At 42.5% G+C, this 20489-nt stretch carries 19 protein-coding genes, 1 tRNA gene, 2 rRNA genes, 1 other RNA gene and 1 other annotated feature; of the genes, 18 read left to right on the top strand and 5 right to left on the bottom strand.

All coding sequences use genetic code 11. The features are described from left to right. Positions 1 to 13: 13 nt before the first annotated feature. The 4 genes from rrf to H605_RS0116465 all read left to right on the top strand — a co-directional run bounded on the left by rrf (position 14) and on the right by H605_RS0116465 (position 4281). A 5S ribosomal RNA gene (gene rrf / locus H605_RS0116450) occupies positions 14 to 129 on the top strand. 553 nt (positions 130 to 682) lie between these two features. After that, the gene (locus H605_RS0116455; protein ID WP_029055193.1) at positions 683 to 1165 is read left to right on the top strand and encodes a glutathione peroxidase; all 483 of its coding nucleotides are present in this window, start codon (positions 683 to 685) and stop codon (positions 1163 to 1165) included. Between the two features lie 105 nt (positions 1166 to 1270). Beyond that, positions 1271 to 2737 carry an IMP dehydrogenase gene (gene guaB, locus H605_RS0116460; RefSeq protein ID WP_029055194.1) on the top strand — a complete coding sequence of 489 codons (1467 nt, stop codon included), beginning with the start codon at positions 1271 to 1273 and terminating at the stop codon, positions 2735 to 2737. Between the two features lie 188 nt (positions 2738 to 2925). Continuing rightward, the gene (locus H605_RS0116465; protein WP_029055195.1) at positions 2926 to 4281 is read left to right on the top strand and encodes a D-alanyl-D-alanine carboxypeptidase family protein; all 1356 of its coding nucleotides are present in this window, start codon (positions 2926 to 2928) and stop codon (positions 4279 to 4281) included. 19 nt (positions 4282 to 4300) lie between these two features. On the opposite strand, the gene pdxR is transcribed toward H605_RS0116465, so the two are convergent. Beyond that, positions 4301 to 5716 (bottom strand): MocR-like pyridoxine biosynthesis transcription factor PdxR, encoded by a 1416-nt coding sequence (gene pdxR / locus H605_RS0116470; RefSeq protein ID WP_029055196.1) that lies wholly within the window; start codon positions 5714 to 5716, stop codon positions 4301 to 4303. Positions 5717 to 5816: 100 nt separating this feature from the next. Between pdxR and pdxS the strand changes: the two genes are divergently transcribed. Both pdxS and serS read left to right on the top strand, forming a co-directional pair. Beyond that, entirely contained in the window at positions 5817 to 6662 is an 846-nt protein-coding gene (pdxS, locus tag H605_RS18220) for a pyridoxal 5'-phosphate synthase lyase subunit PdxS (RefSeq protein ID WP_037562314.1), read from the top strand. 356 nt (positions 6663 to 7018) lie between these two features. Further along, positions 7019 to 7226: a binding site (T-box leader), on the top strand. 68 nt (positions 7227 to 7294) lie between these two features. Next, on the top strand, positions 7295 to 8578 hold the full coding sequence (serS, locus tag H605_RS0116480) for a serine--tRNA ligase (protein ID WP_029055197.1): 1284 nt from the start codon (positions 7295 to 7297) through the stop codon (positions 8576 to 8578). 99 nt (positions 8579 to 8677) lie between these two features. Here serS and tadA read toward each other — a convergent pair whose 3' ends face one another. Then, positions 8678 to 9169 (bottom strand): tRNA adenosine(34) deaminase TadA, encoded by a 492-nt coding sequence (tadA, locus tag H605_RS0116485; RefSeq protein WP_029055198.1) that lies wholly within the window; start codon positions 9167 to 9169, stop codon positions 8678 to 8680. Between the two features lie 173 nt (positions 9170 to 9342). Here tadA and H605_RS0116490 point away from each other — a divergent pair, with 173 nt between their 5' ends. After that, entirely contained in the window at positions 9343 to 9990 is a 648-nt protein-coding gene (locus H605_RS0116490) for a deoxynucleoside kinase (RefSeq protein ID WP_029055199.1), read from the top strand. After that, on the top strand, positions 9977 to 10633 hold the full coding sequence (locus tag H605_RS0116495) for a deoxynucleoside kinase (RefSeq protein WP_029055200.1): 657 nt from the start codon (positions 9977 to 9979) through the stop codon (positions 10631 to 10633). Before H605_RS0116490 ends, H605_RS0116495 begins: the two co-directional genes overlap by 14 nt. Before the next feature lie 15 nt (positions 10634 to 10648). On the opposite strand, the gene H605_RS0116500 is transcribed toward H605_RS0116495, so the two are convergent. Continuing rightward, the gene (locus H605_RS0116500) at positions 10649 to 12013 is read right to left on the bottom strand and encodes an aspartate kinase (protein WP_029055201.1); all 1365 of its coding nucleotides are present in this window, start codon (positions 12011 to 12013) and stop codon (positions 10649 to 10651) included. Positions 12014 to 12167: 154 nt separating this feature from the next. On the opposite strand from H605_RS0116500, the gene H605_RS0116505 reads away from it, so the two are divergent. From H605_RS0116505 to thrB, 3 genes are read left to right on the top strand one after another with little or no spacing between them, the layout of a single operon-like run. Continuing rightward, the gene (locus H605_RS0116505; protein ID WP_029055202.1) at positions 12168 to 13460 is read left to right on the top strand and encodes a homoserine dehydrogenase; all 1293 of its coding nucleotides are present in this window, start codon (positions 12168 to 12170) and stop codon (positions 13458 to 13460) included. 6 nt (positions 13461 to 13466) lie between these two features. Further along, on the top strand, positions 13467 to 14525 hold the full coding sequence (gene thrC, locus H605_RS0116510; protein WP_029055203.1) for a threonine synthase: 1059 nt from the start codon (positions 13467 to 13469) through the stop codon (positions 14523 to 14525). Beyond that, positions 14525 to 15421, top strand: coding sequence for a homoserine kinase (thrB, locus tag H605_RS0116515; RefSeq protein ID WP_029055204.1), 897 nt, complete (start codon positions 14525 to 14527; stop codon positions 15419 to 15421). Before thrC ends, thrB begins: the two co-directional genes overlap by 1 nt. 124 nt (positions 15422 to 15545) lie before the next feature. On the opposite strand, the gene H605_RS0116520 is transcribed toward thrB, so the two are convergent. Together H605_RS0116520 and H605_RS0116525 are read right to left on the bottom strand one after the other, a co-directional pair. Continuing rightward, positions 15546 to 15638 (bottom strand) — tRNA-Ser (locus H605_RS0116520). Between the two features lie 41 nt (positions 15639 to 15679). Then, positions 15680 to 15904, bottom strand: a complete 225-nt coding sequence (locus H605_RS0116525; RefSeq protein ID WP_029055205.1) for a hypothetical protein — start codon at positions 15902 to 15904, stop codon at positions 15680 to 15682. Between the two features lie 154 nt (positions 15905 to 16058). Here H605_RS0116525 and ffs point away from each other — a divergent pair. The 7 genes from ffs to H605_RS0116555 all read left to right on the top strand — a co-directional run. Continuing rightward, an RNA gene (gene ffs / locus H605_RS18780) (signal recognition particle sRNA large type) lies at positions 16059 to 16325 on the top strand. 124 nt (positions 16326 to 16449) lie between these two features. After that, on the top strand, positions 16450 to 16902 hold the full coding sequence (locus H605_RS0116530) for an S-ribosylhomocysteine lyase (RefSeq protein WP_198040355.1): 453 nt from the start codon (positions 16450 to 16452) through the stop codon (positions 16900 to 16902). A gap of 81 nt (positions 16903 to 16983) precedes the next feature. Further along, the gene (gene dnaX / locus H605_RS0116535; protein WP_269466683.1) at positions 16984 to 18735 is read left to right on the top strand and encodes a DNA polymerase III subunit gamma/tau; all 1752 of its coding nucleotides are present in this window, start codon (positions 16984 to 16986) and stop codon (positions 18733 to 18735) included. A gap of 21 nt (positions 18736 to 18756) precedes the next feature. Beyond that, complete coding sequence (locus H605_RS0116540; RefSeq protein WP_029055208.1) at positions 18757 to 19077, top strand: YbaB/EbfC family nucleoid-associated protein; 321 nt, start codon at positions 18757 to 18759, stop codon at positions 19075 to 19077. 11 nt (positions 19078 to 19088) lie between these two features. Further along, complete coding sequence (gene recR, locus H605_RS0116545; RefSeq protein ID WP_029055209.1) at positions 19089 to 19685, top strand: recombination mediator RecR; 597 nt, start codon at positions 19089 to 19091, stop codon at positions 19683 to 19685. Between the two features lie 89 nt (positions 19686 to 19774). Then, positions 19775 to 20038, top strand: coding sequence for a pro-sigmaK processing inhibitor BofA family protein (locus tag H605_RS0116550; RefSeq protein ID WP_029055210.1), 264 nt, complete (start codon positions 19775 to 19777; stop codon positions 20036 to 20038). Positions 20039 to 20347: 309 nt separating this feature from the next. Next, positions 20348 to 20489 (top strand): 16S ribosomal RNA (locus H605_RS0116555); the annotation flags it as partial.

Raw genomic sequence — 20489 nt, forward strand, 5'->3', positions numbered from 1 at the left:
TTTACTCAAAGAGTCTAGTAACGATGGCGAAGAGGTCACACCCGTTCCCATACCGAACACGGAAGTTAAGCTCTTCAGCGCCGATGGTAGTTGGGGGTTTCCCCCTGTGAGAGTAGGACGTTGCTAGGCACGAAGCCATTCCCTTTGGGGAGTGGCTTTTTTGTGTTTTATAGTGATAAGAGATTGAATTGAGGATGATGTATTTTGTATTTTACTCACTCATAGATCTGGGTTATTCGCTCTATTTATCATGATAAACGCTCTATTGTGCTGCTTAACTGCTCAATGTATCAGGAGTAGTGCTCTATTGTTCCACTTAACCGCTCAAAGAGTCGCGACGAGCGCTCAATCGCTCCGCATACCCGCTCAAAGAGTTACGACAAACGCTCAATCACCTTGCGTAACCGCTCAAAGAGTCACGACACCCGCTCTATAACCCTGTTTAACCGCTCAATGAGTCACGGCACTCGCTCTATAACCCTGTTTAACCGCTCAATAAGTCACGTCCACCGCTCTACATACCTGCATATCCGCTCAATAGGTCACACCAACCGCTCTAAAACCTACACAATCACGGCTACATCCACCTCCATAATGCTCTAAAATCTTCAAACCAAACAGGATACTAGGTATTCCTTGCGTAGTCAGGTAAAATATACTAAAAGAAAAGAGGCGATTCTGCATGACGACAGTTTACGATTTTACAGTGGAAACTACTAGTGGAGAAAAGAAATCTCTGAAGGAATTTGAAGGAAATCCAATGGTCATTGTCAATACTGCGAGTAAATGCGGTTTCACAAAACAATTTAAAGAACTACAGCAACTGTATGAAGAATATAAAGATCAAGGGCTGGTTATACTGGGCTTTCCATCGGATAACTTCAATAAACAAGAATTTGATGATATTGATGAGACGATGAACTTCTGCCAAATGAATTATGGCGTGACGTTCCCCATGTTTGCTAAAGTAGATGTAAAAGGGGATGAAGCCGAACCTCTATTTACGTATCTTGCAGAACAGCAAAAGGGTGTATTGACGGAAGGTATCAAATGGAACTTCACGAAGTTCTTGATTGATTCTAACGGACAAGTAGTCGATCGTTTTGCACCACAGACGAATCCATTAAAGATGCAAAAATCATTAGATAAAATGTTTAGCGAATAATAGGAATAATGAGTTTATAAACTTCTGTCTTGACACGTCTCATTGACGCTGATAACCTTTTAATAATCTGAATAGACAATAGTAATTTTAGGAGGCAGAAAGTTAATGTGGGAATCAAAGTTTTCTCGTGAAGGTCTGACGTTCGATGATGTATTATTGGTACCGGCTGCGTCTGATGTATTGCCAAAGGCTGTATCGCTATCTGTGAATTTAACTGACAGCATCAAGTTGAATATACCTATCATCAGTGCGGGTATGGATACAGTAACGGAATCCAAGATGGCAATCTCGATGGCTCGTCAAGGCGGAATCGGTGTTATTCATAAAAACATGAGTATTGAAGAACAAGCTGAGGAAGTTGTTACGGTTAAACGTTCTGAGAATGGGGTTATTAAAAATCCGTTTTTCCTTACACCGGAACATCAAGTATTTGATGCAGAGCATTTAATGGGGAAATATCGTATCTCAGGTGTCCCGATCGTTAATAACATGGAAGAGAAGAAATTGGTTGGTATTTTGACGAACCGTGACCTGAGATTCATCCAGGACTATTCCATTATCATTGATGAAGTCATGACGAAAGAAAACTTGGTGACAGCTCCTGTAGGAACTACACTTGAAGATGCTGAGAAGATGCTACAGCAATATAAAATTGAGAAGCTTCCGATCGTAGATGATAAAGGTATTCTTAACGGTTTGATTACAATTAAAGATATTGAAAAGGTTATTGAGTTCCCTAACGCTGCAAAAGATAAGGCTGGGCGCTTACTTGTTGGTGCGGCTGTTGGAGTCACGGTAGACACTTCTACGCGCATTGAGAAGCTTGTACAGGCAGAAGTCGACTTAATAGTCATTGATACGGCACACGGACACTCTAAGGGTGTTATTGACACAGTGAGAGAGATCCGCGGAAACTATCCGGACCTTGCGATCGTTGCAGGTAACGTAGCAACGGCAGAAGCAGCTGAAGCATTGTATGAAGCAGGTGCTGACGTAGTGAAGGTCGGTATTGGCCCTGGCTCTATTTGTACTACACGTGTAGTTGCAGGCGTTGGCGTACCACAGATTACTGCTATCTATGAGTGTGCAACTGTTGCGCGTAAATATGGTAAGACGATTATTGCAGACGGTGGAATTAAGTATTCCGGAGATATTGTCAAAGCATTAGCAGCTGGTGGACATGCGGTTATGCTTGGAAGCTTGCTTGCAGGTACTACCGAGAGCCCAGGAGAATCTGAGATCTTCCAGGGACGTCGTTTTAAAGTATACCGTGGTATGGGTTCTGTTGCAGCAATGGAAAAAGGTTCAAAAGATCGTTACTTCCAAGAAGATGAAAAGAAACTTGTCCCTGAGGGCATTGAAGGTCGTATGCCGTATAAGGGTCCATTGTCTGATACTATTCATCAGCTTTTAGGAGGAATTCGTGCAGGTATGGGATACTGTGGTTCGAAGGATCTTGAAGCACATCGTGAAAATGCACAATTTATTCGTATGACAGGTGCTGGTTTACTAGAAAGCCATCCACACCAAGTACAAATTACAAAAGAAGCACCGAACTATTCGGTACGTTAATTTATTATGTAAGGGACAGGGGGGATTTCCTTCTGTCCTTTTTTGTTGTTATATGAGGAATAATAAAATGTAAAGAAAAATAAGATGATTTCCATAGGGGAATATATGTTTTTTTGCCATAAGCATACCTGACCTACTGGGAATATGGTACACTAATTTTTGATATTGTGACGACGGGGGTAAGATGAGTGGAAAAAGTAACACAGAGGTGGTTGGCAGTTTTACTGGTGCCAATGATGTTGTTGATGACGTTAGGTGTGCAGGGATCTGTAGCAGCAGAGGAAAGTGAATCTTCGCTTGACCTCCGTGTAAACGGTGCTATTTTGATAGATGCAGATAGTGGAAAGGTATTATACGAAGAGAACTCGGATAAGCCGCTCGGCATTGCGAGTATGACCAAAATGATGACGGAATACTTGATGTTTGAAGCTCTTGAAGATGGAACGATTACATGGGATCAGGAATACAAAGTTACTGAGTATACGTATAAGGTTTCACAAGATCGTCGTTTAAGTAATGTACCGCTTCGTCGTGATGGATCTTATACGATCCGCGAACTTTATGAAGCAGTAGCGATTTATTCAGCTAATGCGGCAACCATTGCGATTGCCGAGTCGATTGCAGGATCTGAAGTGGACTTTGTCCATCTAATGAATGAAAAGGCTGAAGAACTTGGACTGACAGATTATAAATTCGTCAATTCTACGGGTTTGAACAACAGTGACTTACAAGGCATGCACCCAAGTGAGTTTGGTGAGAAAGATGAAAATGTTATGCCAGCACGCTCTGTTGCCAAACTAGCATATCATTTATTGAAAGAATATCCGGAAGTACTAGATACAACAAAAATTGCGAAAAAGACATTCCGTGAAGGAACAGATGACGCCATTGATATGGTGAACTGGAACTTCATGTTGCCAGGCCTAGTATATGAATATGAAGGAATCGATGGCTTGAAAACAGGTACTACGGAATTTGCTGGACATTGTTTCACAGGGACTGCCGTACGTGATGGCCGACGTGTTATTGCTGTTGTAATGAATGCAGTGGATGATAAAGGCGTTGGATCTTATGAAGCACGTTTTGATGCTACTCGTGTGTTATTCGATTACGGCTTTAAGGAGTTTAGTGAAACAGAGCTACTTAAAGCAGGACACCAGTTTAAGAAGCAGAAAACACTAGATGTTATGAAGGGCAAAGAGAAAAAAGTAGCCATTGCTACAAAGAAACCTATTAGTATGTTAGTTCGCAATGATGAAGATCAAGACTATACAACTGAACTCGTATTAGATGAGAAGCTAGTGAAAAATGGACAAATCCAAGCACCAATTAAAAAAGGTACGGTTGTTGGTCATGTTAAGCTAGTGAAAAAAGATGGATCAGATTATGGCTTTATTGATGGGAAAATAGTTGATACGGAAGTAGTCACGACTGAAGAAGTGAAGAAAGCTGGTTGGTTCTCGTTAACTATGGGAGCAATCGGTAATTTCTTCTCTAGTGCGTGGAATAGTTCTACTGGTTTCGTAAAAGGCTTATTTAATTAACTACAAAAAGACAGCGTACCTATTCAGGTACGGCTGTCTTTTTTATGTTCCACACATTAAGCAACCTCGGTATTGCCAGTTTGATATCGTCTTCAGTTAATCCTCCGAATCCGATTAGGAATGAAGGGGGGGATTGATCGGGCATTACCTTATAGGTGTCTAGACCACGAACTTTAATTCCTGATTGAAGAGCTTCATCGATTAGTTCCTTTTCCGTTCTATTTGTATGTACGTGAAGCAAGATATGCATACCCGCTTCATCACCCGAGAATGAAATGCTAGGTTCATACGATTTCAATAAATTCGTTAATGTATGCATTTTTCGACGATAGATTTTACGCATCCGGTTCAGATGGCGCGAGAATTGTCCATCTGCCATGAAACGTGCCAAGATATGCTGGTCGATCCGCGGTACGGAAGAAGAGTAGGGGATGAAAGCCTGACGGTACGTATCCAATAGTATTGGTGGCAACACCATGTAGGCGATCCGTATAGATGGCATAAGTGATTTGGTAAACGTACTTAAATAGATGACATTTTCACCTTTATCCATCCCTTGCAAGGAAGGTATAGGACGTCCACGGTAACGGAATTCACTGTCATAATCATCTTCAATTATGAAAAAATCAGGATTCGATCCGGCCCAGTTCAAAAGAGCAGTTCTGCGAGCCGCAGACAGCACTGTACCGGTTGGAAACTGATGGGAAGGGGTGACGTAGGCTATTGAAGCATCAGACCGTTGTAGCGCCTTTACGTCAAGTCCTTCATGGTCAACTGCAATGGGGATCGTCTTTCTGTAATTTTCGGAAAAGACGTGCTTCGTCATTAGATAGCCTGGATCTTCAATCGCATAGCGAGCCCATTTTCCTAGTATCCGAATAATCAAAGGCAAAAGCTGTTCTGTACCGGATCCAACAATAATTTGTTCAGGCGTACAGTCTACTCCCCGCGAGTGGTATAGATAGCGGGCAATTTCCTGACGCAATTCAATATCACCATGCGGGTCTCCAAGTAATAATAAGTGCGCATGCGATGCATCCATAATATCTCGTGCATATTTTCTCCACATGATGAACGGGAAGCTTTCCGTATCAATGGAACTTGGTGAAAAGTCGTAATGGACAGGTTTGGTTACAGGAGTCTCAGATAGGGTCTCTAATTTCACAGGCTGTACATAGGCGAGTTCCTCTAATGCCTGTACGAAATAACCTTTTCGTGGTTCCGCTGCGATAAAACCTTCTGCTGTCAATTGATCATAAGCCATTTCAATTGTTGTCTGGCTAACGCCTAGAAACTCTTCCAGTTGACGTTTGGAGGGGAGCTTCATGCCAACTGGGAACTTGCGGTCGATCATGTCTTGTTTTATTTGATTATATATTTGCTGATAAAGCGGGATATTCGAATCTTTTTGAAGCTCGATAAAAATCATGTCCATAGTGACCCCTCTAATCTGACCATGTTGTTTAATGTGAAACTGGCTATTTTCATATGGTCAAATTCAATTATACTGAAAATAACAAAAAGGGGGAAATGAAATGAATTTTAATTATGGCGGCGTCATTATGGATGTAATCAATGCAGAGCAAGCAAAGGTGGCGGAAGCAGCCGGAGCTATTGCGGTTATGGCACTGGAGAGAGTACCTTCTGATATTCGAGCAGCAGGCGGTGTTGCACGTATGGCAGACCCACGAATCGTAGAAGAAGTGCAAAAGGCGGTATCCATTCCTGTCATGGCGAAAGCACGCATCGGTCATATTTCAGAAGCACGTGTATTGGAAGCACTGGGTGTGGATTTCATCGATGAAAGTGAAGTACTAACACCTGCAGACGACGAGTTCCACCTACTGAAAAGCGATTTCAGCGTACCATTTGTTTGTGGAGCGAGAAACCTCGGCGAAGCTGCACGTCGTTTAGGTGAAGGGGCAAAAATGCTTCGTACAAAAGGCGAACCAGGAACAGGAAATATCGTAGAAGCCGTGCGTCACTTGCGAATGATTAATGCTCAAGTAAGTAAAGTAGTCCATATGAGCAAAGACGAATTAATGACAGAAGCCCGCAATCTGGGTGCTCCATATGAGATACTACTAGCTATTAAAGAAGCTGGTCGCTTACCGGTTGTGAACTATTCTGCTGGGGGTGTGGCAACGCCTGCTGACGCAGCATTGATGATGGAACTTGGAGCGGACGGAGTATTTGTAGGTTCAGGTATTTTCAAATCAGAAAATCCGGAAGCATTTGCACGTGCGATTGTAGAAGCTACTGCTAACTACCAGGATTATGAGTTGATCGCTAAGTTGTCAAAAGGGATTGGCACGCCGATGAAAGGTTTGGAAATTTCGCAGCTTGCAGAAAGCGAATTGATGGCAATTCGTAGTTCATAATTTGAGATTTTGTTAGGGGATTAAAGACCGAGAATGTTAAACATTTAATCTGCTCGGGCTACGTCCAACCGTGAGCCAGCTTGCGAGGTACACTAGTTGTCTCATGGTCACGGCGGCCCGATAGTTGTGTCTACGCTATAGAGTATGAACCAAGTTGAATCTTTCCAGAGTAGAAATTGGTTAGCATGGCATTAGTACCAAGAAATATTTCTCGGGAAAGTATCTTCTGTTCGGATTTCTATAAACTAAAAAAAGAGAAGCCTTTCGCTCTTACATTTGCGATGTTTCTCATACAAAAACGTACCATGTCTCTTGTCAATAGTCAGAAATTGTAGTATGGTATATCTAATTTCACATACATTACGATGATAGGAAGCAGTAGCGACAATGTTTTTTTTAGAGAGCCAGCGGGTGGTGAAAGTTGGTAGAAACTGTTGTGAATCCGTCCTTGAGTAGCAAAGCCGAATCAGAAGGTTTTGCCGGTCAGTTGAGCCGATATCTCAAACAAGTGGGCTGGGCAATCAGTCAATTTGGGTGGCAACGCGGGTAGTTCTCGTCCCTATTTTAGGGGATGGAGGGCTTTTTTTATTGCTTTTTATTATCAGTGATGTAAATACAAGGAGGCGGATGGCGTGCTAGACAGTAAACTATTGCGTGCGAATTATGAAGAAGTAAAAGTAAAACTCAGTAAACGTGGAGAAGATTTAACCGACTTTGAAAAGTTTGGCGGGCTTGATGAGAAACGTCGCGAAATTTTATCAAAAGTAGAAGTGCTGAAAGCTGAGCGCAATGAAGTATCACAGCAAGTAGCACAAATGAAGCGTAATAAAGAAGATGCGGATGAAGTCATCGCAAAGATGAAAAAAGTCGGCGAGGAAATCAAAGTATATGATCAAGAACTATCCAAAGTAGAAGAGGAACTGAATTATGTGCTTATGCATATCCCAAACATTCCGCATGATAGTGTGCCAGTAGGGGATAGTGAAGATGACAACGTAGAAGTCCGTACATGGGGAGAGATCCCAACGTTTGGCTTCGAACCTAAACCACACTGGGAAATTGGAACGGATCTTCAACTACTCGATTTCGAACGAGCAGCAAAAGTGACAGGTAGTCGTTTTGTGTTCTATCGCGGACTCGGTGCACGACTTGAACGTGCATTGATCAACTTCATGCTTGACCTTCATCAAGAAGAACACGGCTATGAGGAAATGCTACCACCGTATTTAGTAAACCGTACAAGTTTGACTGGAACGGGACAACTACCGAAGTTTGAAGAAGATGCGTTTTTAATTGAAGAAGAGGACTACTTCTTGATCCCGACATCTGAAGTTCCTGTAACCAATTTCTATCGTGATGAAATCTTAGAAGGGGCTAAGTTGCCGATTGCATTCACAGCGTATAGTACAAATTTCCGTTCTGAAGCAGGGTCTGCAGGTCGTGATACGCGTGGCTTAATTCGCCAGCACCAGTTCAATAAGGTGGAGTTGGTTCGCTTTGTGAAACCGGAAGATTCATACGATGAGTTGGAGAAACTGACTGGCCATGCGGAAAAAGTATTGCAGTTGTTGAAGTTGCCGTATCGGGCTCTCAAGATGTGTACAGCAGATTTAGGTTTCACGGCTGCCAAGAAGTACGATTTGGAAGTATGGATTCCTACACAAAATGTCTACCGAGAAATCTCTTCTTGTTCTAACTTTGAAGATTTCCAGGCGCGTCGGGCACACATCCGTTTCCGTCGTGAGCCAGGTGCGAAACCTGAGTATGTTCATACGTTGAATGGTAGTGGTTTGGCTGTTGGTCGTACAGTGGCAGCAATTTTGGAGAATTATCAGCAGGAAGATGGTTCTGTTGTAATTCCAGATGTGCTACGACCGTATATGGGTGGAAAAGAAAAGATTGAAGCGCCTAAGTAAGTGGAAATGCGTTAACAATCTGTGTTTAACATAAACGACAGGTATGTCTCTTGAAATAGAAATACTAATTAGTGAAAAGAAGCCCTACGCTTATGAGTTTTACTCTAGGCGTTGGGCTTCCTTTTTTGCGGCTTTTCTTTTTTCTCTCAGTGTTCGAAAGAAGGTAGTAAGGAGTTGTCCGCATTCTTCACCGAGGACACCCTCGGTTACGATGCATTCATGATTGAATCGGGGGTCGTTAAGTAGTTGGTAAAAGGTATGGACGCAACCTCCTTTTGGGTCACGTGCGCCGTAGACGACTCGTGGAATGCGGGATTGTAGTATGGCTCCTGCACACATAGGGCATGGTTCGAGTGTAACGTATAGTGTAGTGTCTTCTAAACGCCAACTCCCAACCTTCTCACAAGCTATTTGGATGGCAGAGAGCTCGGCGTGTGTGACCGCATTTTGAGTGGTTTCACGCAGATTATGAGCCGCAGCAATTACTTCTTCTTTATGTACAATGACTGCGCCAATTGGCACTTCAGCCAGAGCGGCAGCTTTTTCTGCCTCTTCTATTGCCAGTCTCATGTAGTATTCATCATCTTTCATCGATTCATCACTCCTTATCAACAGTCTATCATGCAGAACATCAAAATCAATTAGCGAAATGTTTCACGTGAAACAGACGAGAGTAAAACAATAAACAACTCAATATAAGTCGCATTCAATATGGTCGAATATGATAAAATGGAAACGTAACAAATCGAAAGGGTGAGTGGTACATGTTTGTCCCGTTTATTGCGGTAGAAGGTCCGATTGGTGTAGGGAAGACTACGCTCACGGCAGCAATTGCTGAGACCTTTTCATATAATCAATTAAGGGAAATTAGCGGAGAAAATCCTTTTCTCGATCAGTTTTATCAAGACAAAGAAAAGTGGAGTTTCCAGACTGAAATGTTTTTCCTATGTAATCGATATGAACAATTAAAGCAAATCAATAAAGAATATATATCACAAGGGTTACCCGTGGTGGCAGATTATCATGTATTCAAAAACATGCTATTTGCACAACGTACTTTGGAATCGAAAGACTTTGTGAAATATAAAGAAATCTATCAGATTTTGACGAGAGATCTTCCTATGCCAAATATCATTATTTCATTGTCAGCATCTATTCCTACATTGCTCAATCGAATCAATGAGCGTGGTCGATCGTATGAAGCGGATATGGATTCTGACTATTTGTTGCAACTTTCGGAAGATTATCGTACCTATTTACCGGAGTTTGAAGCGATACATCCCGACATTCCAGTTATCCATGTAAACGGGGATGAAGTGGACTATGTGCGTAATCAAGAAGACATGAATGCAATACTAAGAAAAATTTTCGAAGCGGTTCAGAAAGGTTTGAAACTAAATGAAGTCACCTAATATACCCCGAAATAGTGTCTTTGCAGTAGCTGGAATGGTAGGAGTAGGGAAGTCTACAATGGCACACGCGATTGCCGAAAGACTTGGCTTTCAAGAGTCCTTGGAAAACGTAGCAGAAAATCCATACTTAGAGAGATTTTATGATGACTTTGAACGTTGGAGTTTTCATTTACAAATCTTCTTTTTAGCAGAACGTTTTAAAGAACAAAAGCATATCTTCGAAAACGGTGGCGGTTTTGTACAAGATCGTTCCATCTATGAAGATGTAGGGATCTTTGCCAAAATGCACGCTGATGAAGGAACTATGGAAGCGGTCGACTTTGAAACCTATATGAATCTATATGAAGCAATGGTATTGATGCCATATTTCCCACATCCGAATGCTCTCATATACTTGGAAGGGCCATTACCTGTCATTCTCGATCGTATTGAAATGCGTGGCAGGAATATGGAGCTGCAAACACCAAGAAGTTATTGGGAAGAGATGTACCGTCGCTATGAACAGTGGATTGAATCTTTTACCGCATGCCCAGTCATTCGGCTAAACATCGAAGAATATGATTTGTTAGGAAATGAAGCGGATATTGAGTTGGTTATTGAGAAAATTGCTGAGAAAATGAAAAAAACGACACCCCGTGTATAAGGAGTGTCGCTTGTATTAATGAGCAGGGACTTCTGTAAAGAATTCCTGATATAGCTCTCGAAGGACAATGTTTTCATCTTTTTCTTGAATCCCGAATACTAAACTGACTTCTGAAGATCCTTGGTTGATCATTTCGATATTTGCACCTGTTCGTGCGATAGCAGACGCAGCGCGTGCTGCCAATCCTCTTGCGTGGCGCATGCCTTCACCTACAAGTACTACCATGGAATAATCGCGTTGGAAATGTACGTCGTCGGGACATAATTCCTGTTCAATGCGCTTCACGATACGTGCTTCTTTTTCCGGTGTTAAATGTTCATCGCGAATAATGACAGACAAGTTATCAATACCTGACGGTGTATGTTCAAATGGAATTTCTTCCTCTTCTAGAATTTGTAGTAAGTGACGTCCAAAACCAATTTCCAAGTTCATTAAGTATTTAGCAACAAAGAGTGTAGAGAATCCTTTATCGGCAGCAATTCCGACAACGGATTGAAGATTATGGTCACGGTCTCGTACAATCATCGTGCCTGGCGCACTGGGATTGTTTGTGTTCTTGATGCAAACCGGAATTTTGTGACGAAATGCGGGTACTAAAGCTTCCTCGTGAAATACAGAAAATCCTGCATATGCAAGTTCACGCATTTCCCGGTATGTCATCGCATCAATTGCACGTGGATTTTCAATAACTGTGGGGTTCGCTGAGAAAACCGAATCCACATCAGTAAAGTTTTCATAAAGTTCTGCATTTGTTGCTGCTGCTAGTAGAGCGCCTGTAATATCGGAACCACCACGGTTAAACGTACGCAATGTTCCGTCTTCTGTGTAGCCGAAGAAGCCTGGGAATACGATGATGCCTTCTTTATCACGTAGTTTACAGAGCTTTTCATTGCCTTCTGGAAGTGCACGTACACGTTCTGGACGATGGTTAACAAGTAACCCACCTTCACGTGGATTTACGTATTCTGCTTCGATGCCGATATGTCGGAAGTAAGCCGCAATCATTTTTGCGTTATTGTCTTCCCCAGCAGCTTTCAAGCTGTCTACATATAGAATTTCATCTGACTGATCTTTATTCAGACGTCTAATGACATCTTGTTCAATGACTTGTGCAATATCTGCATCTAGGCCGAGTCCTTCTGCAATTTCCTTGTAGCGGTCCACAACCATTTGCAGTGCATTTGTTGTGTCTTCACCGGCAAGTGATATATTTGCCAAATCAATGAGCAAATCAGTTACTTTAATGTCGGAGGAAGTACGTTTGCCTGGTGCAGAAACTACGACGATTTTTCTTGATGGGTCGGATGCGACAATATCGACCACTTTACGGATTTGTTCCGCGGATGCGACGGATGTTCCGCCAAATTTACAAACTTTCATTAAATACCAAATCCTATCCATTTTGAGATTATCTATCTATTTTTAGAAGATTCGTGAAAACAGGTTGTTATTAAAGGCAGAATTCTCTATAATTGTCCTTATACGAAGAACGATTGTTTTTTCATAGTGTACATATAGTTAGGAGAATCGTCAAATGAAAAATGAGAAAAATGAAATTAATATCGGTTTGCTAGGTTATGGAGTAGTGGGAAGCGGTGTGGCAACAATCTTGCATAATCACCAAGATGACCTGCGACACAAGCTCGGTGTTCCTGTGTCTATTAAGAAAGTCCTTGTTAAAAACTTGGATAAAAAACGTAATGGCGTGATACCTAAAGAAATGTTCACTACATCACTCGAAGAAGTGTTAAACGATCCTGAAATTGATTTGATTATTGAGGTGACAGGAGGTTCGTCTGAAGCAATTCGACGTGCACTTGAAGCAGGTAAGGGTGTTGTCACTGCGAACAAGGATGTCATGGCGGAGTCGGGACCTGAATTATTAAAATTAGCAGATGAAAATAAGTGCGACCTATTATATGAAGCGAGTGTAGGTGGTGGTATTCCACTAATCCGTACATTGGAAGATGGATTAGCGTCGGACCGAATTACTGCCTTGACTGGAATCGTCAACGGGACGACTAACTTCATTTTAACAAAGATGAAGCATGAAAATAAGACTTATGAAGATGCATTAGCGGAAGCGACAGAATTAGGCTTTGCGGAAGCTGATCCTTCAGCGGACGTAGATGGTATTGATGCAGCGCGTAAGATGGTTATTCTCGCGTCTTTATCTTTTTCCACAGAAGTGCATCTTGACGATGTATTTGTCCGTGGTATGAAAGAGATTGCAGACGGAGATCTTCAGCTTGCGGAGCAATTCGGTTACACAATTAAGATGACGGGTTCTGCTAAAAAAGATGAAGAAGGAATCGAAGTGGCTGTTGAGCCAGTATTTGTTCCTAACTCTCATCCTCTTGCTACAGTTAATAATGAATTCAACGCAGTGTATGTGTATAGTGATTCAGTAGGCGAGACAATGTTTTACGGTCCCGGAGCCGGCTCATTACCTACAGCGACTTCCGTAACAGGTGACGTAGTGGCCGCTTGTCGTAATATTTTGCTTGGCGTAAACGGTAAGAGAATGCACGCACCGCAATTTGAGCGCAAAGTAAAATCAGATGATCAGAAGCATGCCCGCTATATCCACCGTATTACCGTACGTGATGAAGTGGGTGTGTTGACGGAATTGACATCTATTTATAGCCACCACAAAGCAAGTCTAGCGACAGTTGTCCAAGATTCCGATTTACATGAGGAAGGCGCAGATTTGATCTTTATTACACATAAAATTTCTCGTCAACAGCATTTAGATATTTTAGCAGACTTAAAAGATACACCTGCGGTCATTGACATTTCTAGTCATTACCGTGTGGAAGGAGAATAAGAAATTATGAGAAGATGGAATGGATTAATAGAAGAATATAAAGAATGGTTGCCGGTGACAGAGAATACTCCTGCATTAACACTGCAAGAAGGAAATACACCGTTAATCCATCTCGAGAATTTATCAAAGCAGTGGGGAATTAATCTGTATGTAAAAACAGAAGGAACAAATCCAACTGGTTCATTTAAAGACCGCGGAATGGTAATGGCAGTTGCAAAGGCGAAAGAAGAAGGAAAAACAGCGTTGATCTGTGCTTCAACAGGTAACACTTCTGCTGCAGCTGCAGCATATGGTGCGCGTGCAGGTATGCGTACAATTGTTGTAATTCCTGAAGGTCGTATTGCACTGGGCAAGCTGGCACAGGCAAAAATGTACGGAGCGGAAATTGTAGCTATAGAAGGAAACTTTGACGAAGCGCTTCGTATGGTACGTGAACTAGGCGATGGGAAAATTGCGTTGGTAAACTCCGTGAATCCTTATCGTCTTGAGGGACAGAAGACGGTGGCATTTGAAGCAATTGAACAACTCGGTAAAGTACCAGATATCTTCGCTTTGCCTGTTGGAAACGCAGGTAATATATCTGCAGCATGGAAAGGTTTCAAAGAATACGCAGAGAAAAAAGGCACGGGTACACCCAAATTACTAGGAGTTCAAGCAGATGGTGCAGCACCCATCGTCTATGACCGTGTATTCGAAGAGCCTGAAACAGTGGCAACAGCAATTCGTATTGGAAACCCTGCAAGCTGGCACTTAGCGACTCAAGCACTCGAAGAATCAGATGGAGACATCTTGTCCGCTACTGATGAAGAAATCCTTGAAGCATATCAATTACTAGCTGCAACAGACGGGATTTTTGCAGAGCCTGCGTCTTGTGCAACCATTGCAGGCATCAAGAAACGACTTGATGCTGGATTAATTGAAAAAGGAACGACAATAGTTGGAATCCTAACAGGTAATGGATTAAAGGATCCTGAAACAGCAATCAACGTCAATGCGCATAAACCCATGATGACAAATGAACAGTTCAATAACTTCTTGAAAGAATTGAAAGAGGGGAACAACTAATGACGGAAGCCGGTTTTTCAGTGACCGTGCCAGCCACAACGGCTAATCTCGGACCCGGCTTCGATCATTTAGGTCTTGCCCTTTCACTTAACATGAGGATAGAAGTTGCATCGGCTGACGCGTGGTATGTTTTGTATCAAGATAAAGAGTATGCTGAACTGCCAACGGATGAAACAAATCTAATCGTACAGACCATCCAGCATGTAGCGTCACGGTATGATCAAGTCATTGCCTCACAAAAGTTAGTAGTACATTCAGATATTCCTTTAGGAAAAGGCCTAGGCAGTAGTGCAACGGCAATTGCAGCGGGTATTGAAATCGCAAGTGAACTGGCAGGTTTGCAATTGTCTCCAAAAGACAAGTTGCGGATCGGCAGCGAATTAGAAGGACATGCCGATAACGTCACCGCTGCATTGATTGGGGGAATGACAGTGTCGTACTTCACTGATGATGAGATGGAAGTACTGACATTCCCAGCACCCCCTATCGGTGTTGTCATCCTAGTGCCACCAGTAGCTTTAAAGACAGAAGCATCACGGGGATTGCTGCCTGAGCAACTGACACATAAAGTAGCAGTACGCGGAAGTGCGGCGGGCAGTGTGATGACCGCTGCTATTGCGCAATCGGATTGGGTGACGGCAGGACGTATGATGGAACGGGATCTATATCATGAACCCTATCGCAAAGTTGGATTCCCTAACTTTGATGAAATACGTTTGGCTTGCAAGGAAGCAGGTGCGTACGGCATGACAATCAGCGGAGCGGGACCTTCCCTTTTTGTAGCTGTACCACCAGGAACAGAGCAACAAGTGGCGGCTTCATTAGAACAAAGCTTTCCACATTACCAAGCACTTGCACTGCAACCGGCAGAGAAAGGTGCATACATCACAAAATAAAAACAGCGTCAGGACTGATTCAGTCACTGGCGCTGTTTTATTCGTTATGGATGAATATCTAGTAAGGTTTTTATTTTTAGGCAATAAAAAAACGTTACATCGAGTAACGTGTGCAGTCAAAATATGGCGGAGGAAGAGGGATTCGAACCCCCGCGGGCTTTAACACCCCTGTCGGTTTTCAAGACCGATCCCTTCAGCCGGGCTTGGGTATTCCTCCGTATCAGACAAATAATATCTTACCATGTCATTTTTAAGACGTCAACCATTATTTTTTCTTTTTTCTTTGCGACGGTAAATGAAACGCCAATAATAGAAACTCATCAAGGCAACGGTCTGTATTAGAGCGGCATACATAAAGTTAAAATCTGAACTTGAGAAAATAATCACCAATAAGCCGAGCAAGACAGCAGGCAAAACAATGGCTGCATAGACGCGTACTTCGGGATTGCGGAAACTGAGCTGATAACGTTTAGTTGGATCCATGTTATTCACCTCATGCTTTTCAATTAGTATACTATTCTATATGGACAAATGAAAAGGTTTTTCACTTTTTATGCGATAGAGTGTTGAAACACATTCTAATAAATCCAAGGTTTACCGTTGCAATCATAATTAACTATGGGTATAATAAGAAATGCCGTGCTAGGTGGGGAATTAGCGGTGCCCTGTAACTTGCAATCCGCTCTAGCAAGACTGAACTCCTTTTCCGAGGCTGTCCGCATGTAGGGTCTGCCTTTTGCACGTAGTGTTGACGTCTGGGTCCTGCGCAATGGGAACCCATGAATCATGTCAGGTCCGGAAGGAAGCAGCATTAAGTGGACTCTCTCATGTGCCGCGGGGTAGCCTAGGCCGAGCCAACGACAAGAGTAACGCTTATGTGCGGCAGTCGAAGAAAGGTGCACGGCATTATTTCAATAATTCACTCGTCCATTTTACTATGGACGAGTTTTTTATGTCCCTTAAATAGTGTATACTTCAAAATAGTACGCATAACTGAAAGGGAGCGATTTACATTGTCTGAGAAAAAAATGAACGTTGAAAGTTTCAATTTGGATCATACGAAAGTGAAAGCACCTTATATTCGATTAGCGGGAACTACAGAAGGAAAGAACGGCGACAAGATTTTGAAATATGATATTCGTTTCTGTCAACCGAATACAGACCACATGGAAATGCCAGCGCTTCACTCATTAGAACATATGATGGCAGAATTCAGCCGTGACCATTCGGATCAAATCGTCGATATCAGTCCAATGGGTTGTCAGACAGGTTATTATTTAGCTGTAATCAATCATGATGACTATAATGACATTCTCTCTATAGTAGAGAAAACATTAAACGACGTACTGGTAGCAACAGAAGTACCGGCGTGTAATGAAGTACAGTGTGGCTGGGCGGCAAGCCATAGCCTTGAAGGTGCAAAAGAAATTGCACGCACAATGCTTGATAAGAAAGATGAGTGGACGGAAGTATTTGCGTAATTTAACCAAGCGATACACGGTCAAAAAATTGTATTTCATGTTATAATAGAAGTATTACGCAATCGGAGAAAAAGGGGGGAAATGCAGTTGATTTATCAAGCACTATACCGCGCTTATAGACCGCAAGCTTTTGGTGAAATGTCAGGTCAGCAGGCGATCAAGCAAACTCTGCAAAATACCCTTCTCCATCAGAAGACGACGCACGCTTATCTATTCTCAGGACCTCGTGGAACGGGAAAGACGAGTGCGGCGAAGATTTTTGCAAAAGCACTAAATTGTGAAAACGGCCCAGCGGCGGAACCATGCAATAAGTGTGAGACATGTAAAAGCATCACAGAGGGATCTAACACAGATGTCACTGAATTTGATGCGGCATCCAATTCGCGCGTAGAAGAAATTCGCGACATTATTGAACGTGTGCATGTGGCACCTTCTAATGCACGGTTTAAAGTCTATATTATTGATGAAGTGCATATGCTGTCCAATTCAGCTTTTAACGCATTGCTGAAGACACTGGAAGAACCTCCTGCCCATGTCGTATTTATTCTGGCGACTACGGAACCTCATAAGTTGCCGCTCACTATCATTTCCAGATGTCAGCGATTTGATTTCAAACCGATTACGGCACCTGAAATCATTGAGCGAATGGAAAAGGTTATTGGGGACATTGGTGTTACTGCGGAGACTGGAGCATTGCGCGCAATCGCACAAGCCGCGACAGGCGGTATGCGGGATGCGCTTAGTATGCTTGATCAAGCCGTATCGTTCAGCGGAGACGAGTTGACTACAAGTGACGCGCTACTCGTGACTGGAGCAATCGGTGAAGAAATTTTTTATCAGCTAGCACAATCAATTCAAGCGAAAGATGCGGGATCTGCATTGTCTTTATTGCACGAACTGATTGCTGAAGGTAAAGATGTCGGCAGACTCGCTGAAGACATGATTACTTTCTTCCGTGATATGTTACTGCTTGGCACGGCGCCCGAATTGACAGATCTTCTGGAATTGATTTCAGACGGTGATAAATTTCAAGAGCTTGCCCAAGAGTTTCATTCAGATGAATTGTACCGGTACATCGATATCCTCTCAAAAACACAACAAGAAATGCGTTTTTCTAATCATGGGAAGGTCTATATTGAATCCGCTTTATTAAAAATGATTCATTCCGGGGAGCAACGACAAGTATCCACTTCTGCAGTTGATCCTGAAATGGCTCAGAAGCTTGCGGTGCTAGAACAGACTGTTAGACAACTACAGCAACAACTAGCAACAGGGGCTGTGCAACAAGCCGCTGAGCCACAAGCGCCGGCGAAAAGGGCCGCTTCAACTGCTTCCAGATCTGCCAAAGTACCAACGGGTAAAATTGTAGAGGTATTAAAAGCGGCAACGAAGTCCGATATTCAAGTGATTCGAGAGCAATGGGCGGGTATGATGCAAAGTATGCAACGCTCACATGCAGCCTTATTAGAAGAGACGGAGCCTGTAGCAGCATCAGAGAAGGCTTTTGTTCTTAAATTCAAATATGAAATTCATTGCTTGATGGCTTCTGAAAATGCTACATTACAAGCAGGCTTATCGGATGCGTTACTGCGACTGACAGGCAAAGGTTATGAAGTAGTCTACGTAGCAGAGGAAAGCTGGTTGGAAGTTCGTGCTGATTTCATTCGAAAAAGTGGATTGGCCAGTCAGAAGAGTAAGGAAAACCCTCAACAGTTTGAAGAGGAACAACCAACTTCAGCGTTTATGGAAGAAGCATCGATTGAAGATGCTGATCCACTCGTAACTGAAGCTGAGAAAATGTTTGGAAAAGATTTTATTACAATAGAAGAGTAATTTACTAAGGAGGAATTATTTATGCGTGGAGCAGGGAATATGCAAGGTATGATGAAGCAAATGCAGAAGATGCAAAAGAAGATGGCAGAGGCACAGGAAAACTTAGGAAACGAGAGAATGGAAGGTACAGCTGGTGGTGGTATGGTAAAGGTAATCGTCTCAGGCCATAAAGAAGTACTTGAAGTTATTATTGATCCGGAGGCGGTAGATCCGGAAGACGTAGAAATTCTACAAGACTTGATTGTGATCGCTACAAATGATGCGATTGCAAAAGCAGAAGAAATTACGAACTCCACAATGGGCCAATTTACAAAAGGAATGAACTTGCCCGGGATGTTCTAGGAGGTTGTATAATGCATTATCCTGAACCTATATCTAAATTAATGGATAGTTTTATGAAATTGCCAGGCATCGGCCCCAAAACTGCGGGTCGTCTGGCGTTTTTTGTATTAAGTATGAAAGAAGACACTGTGCTAGATTTTGCCAAAGCATTAGTCGATGCGAAACGTAATCTCCAGTTCTGTTCAGTTTGTGGTCATATTACAGATATCGATCCATGCTATATTTGTCAGGATCAATCTCGTGACCGAACGACAATTTGTGTCGTGCAGGATCCGAAAGACGTGATTGCTATGGAGAAGATGCGTGACTATCGCGGTTTGTACCATGTATTACAAGGTGCTATATCTCCGATGGACGGTATCGGTCCGGAAGATATCAATGTTCCCTCGTTGTTAACAAGACTTCAGGAAGACGAAGTGGAGGAATTGATTCTTGCGACGAACCCTACTATAGAAGGAGAAGCAACAGCCATGTATATATCAAGGCTTGTCAGGCCATCCGGAATCACGACTACACGTATCGCCCACGGCTTACCTGTAGGTGGAGATTTAGAATATGCGGATGAAGTTACATTGTCCAGAGCATTGGAAGGTCGTCGAGAACTATAGAAAAGAATTGAAAGATAGACAACGAGTGGACTAATCCTCTACAGAGACGCATATAGATAAGTATCTATGAGATAGAAAGGGCGTTTTCTGTGAGAATTTTAGTCATAGCTATATTAGGAGTCGTATCATTACTGCTGTTAAGTATGAGCCGAACCACTCTTGAAAAAAACATGGAGCGCTTATCGGTTTTTTGGTTTAGATTAGCTTTTGCGTTCTTTATTCTCTTCTTAATGAACATAGCTGGTGGATTTATTGGCATCTACGTACCTGTTAACATTGCATCTGGCATGATCTTAGCGATACTAGGAATCCCTGGATTCGCGGCGCTATGCGGTTTCGCCATTCTTTTTTAAAAGAATGGTGAAAAAGCTTGCATTCTCATAAATGGGGTGTTATATTTATAAGCGTCGCATCAAGCAGTTGCGAAAACATCAAACTTAACAAGAATTAACAAGAAAAACTTTTTAAGTAAAAGTGTTGACAACAAAACGATGAGATGTTAATATAAGAAAGTTGCCTCTTACGAGAGACCGACGAAATGAACCTTGAAAACTGAACAGCAAAACGTTAACGAAATACAGTTTATGTATCTAACGATGACATAAACAAAATGAGTATCTTAATTGATGCCAGCAAATGAAACTCGAGCTAATCGAATTTCTCTTATGGAGAGTTTGATCCTGGCTCAGGACGAACGCTGGCGGCATGCCTAATACATGCAAGTCGAGCGAACTGTTGGAAGCTTGCTTCCTTCAGTTAGCGGCGGACGGGTGAGTAACACGTGGGCAACCTGCCCTTCAGATG

Origin of the sequence: Sporosarcina ureae DSM 2281 (genome assembly GCF_000425545.1) — a bacterium.
Lineage (GTDB): Bacteria > Bacillota > Bacilli > Bacillales_A > Planococcaceae > Sporosarcina > Sporosarcina ureae.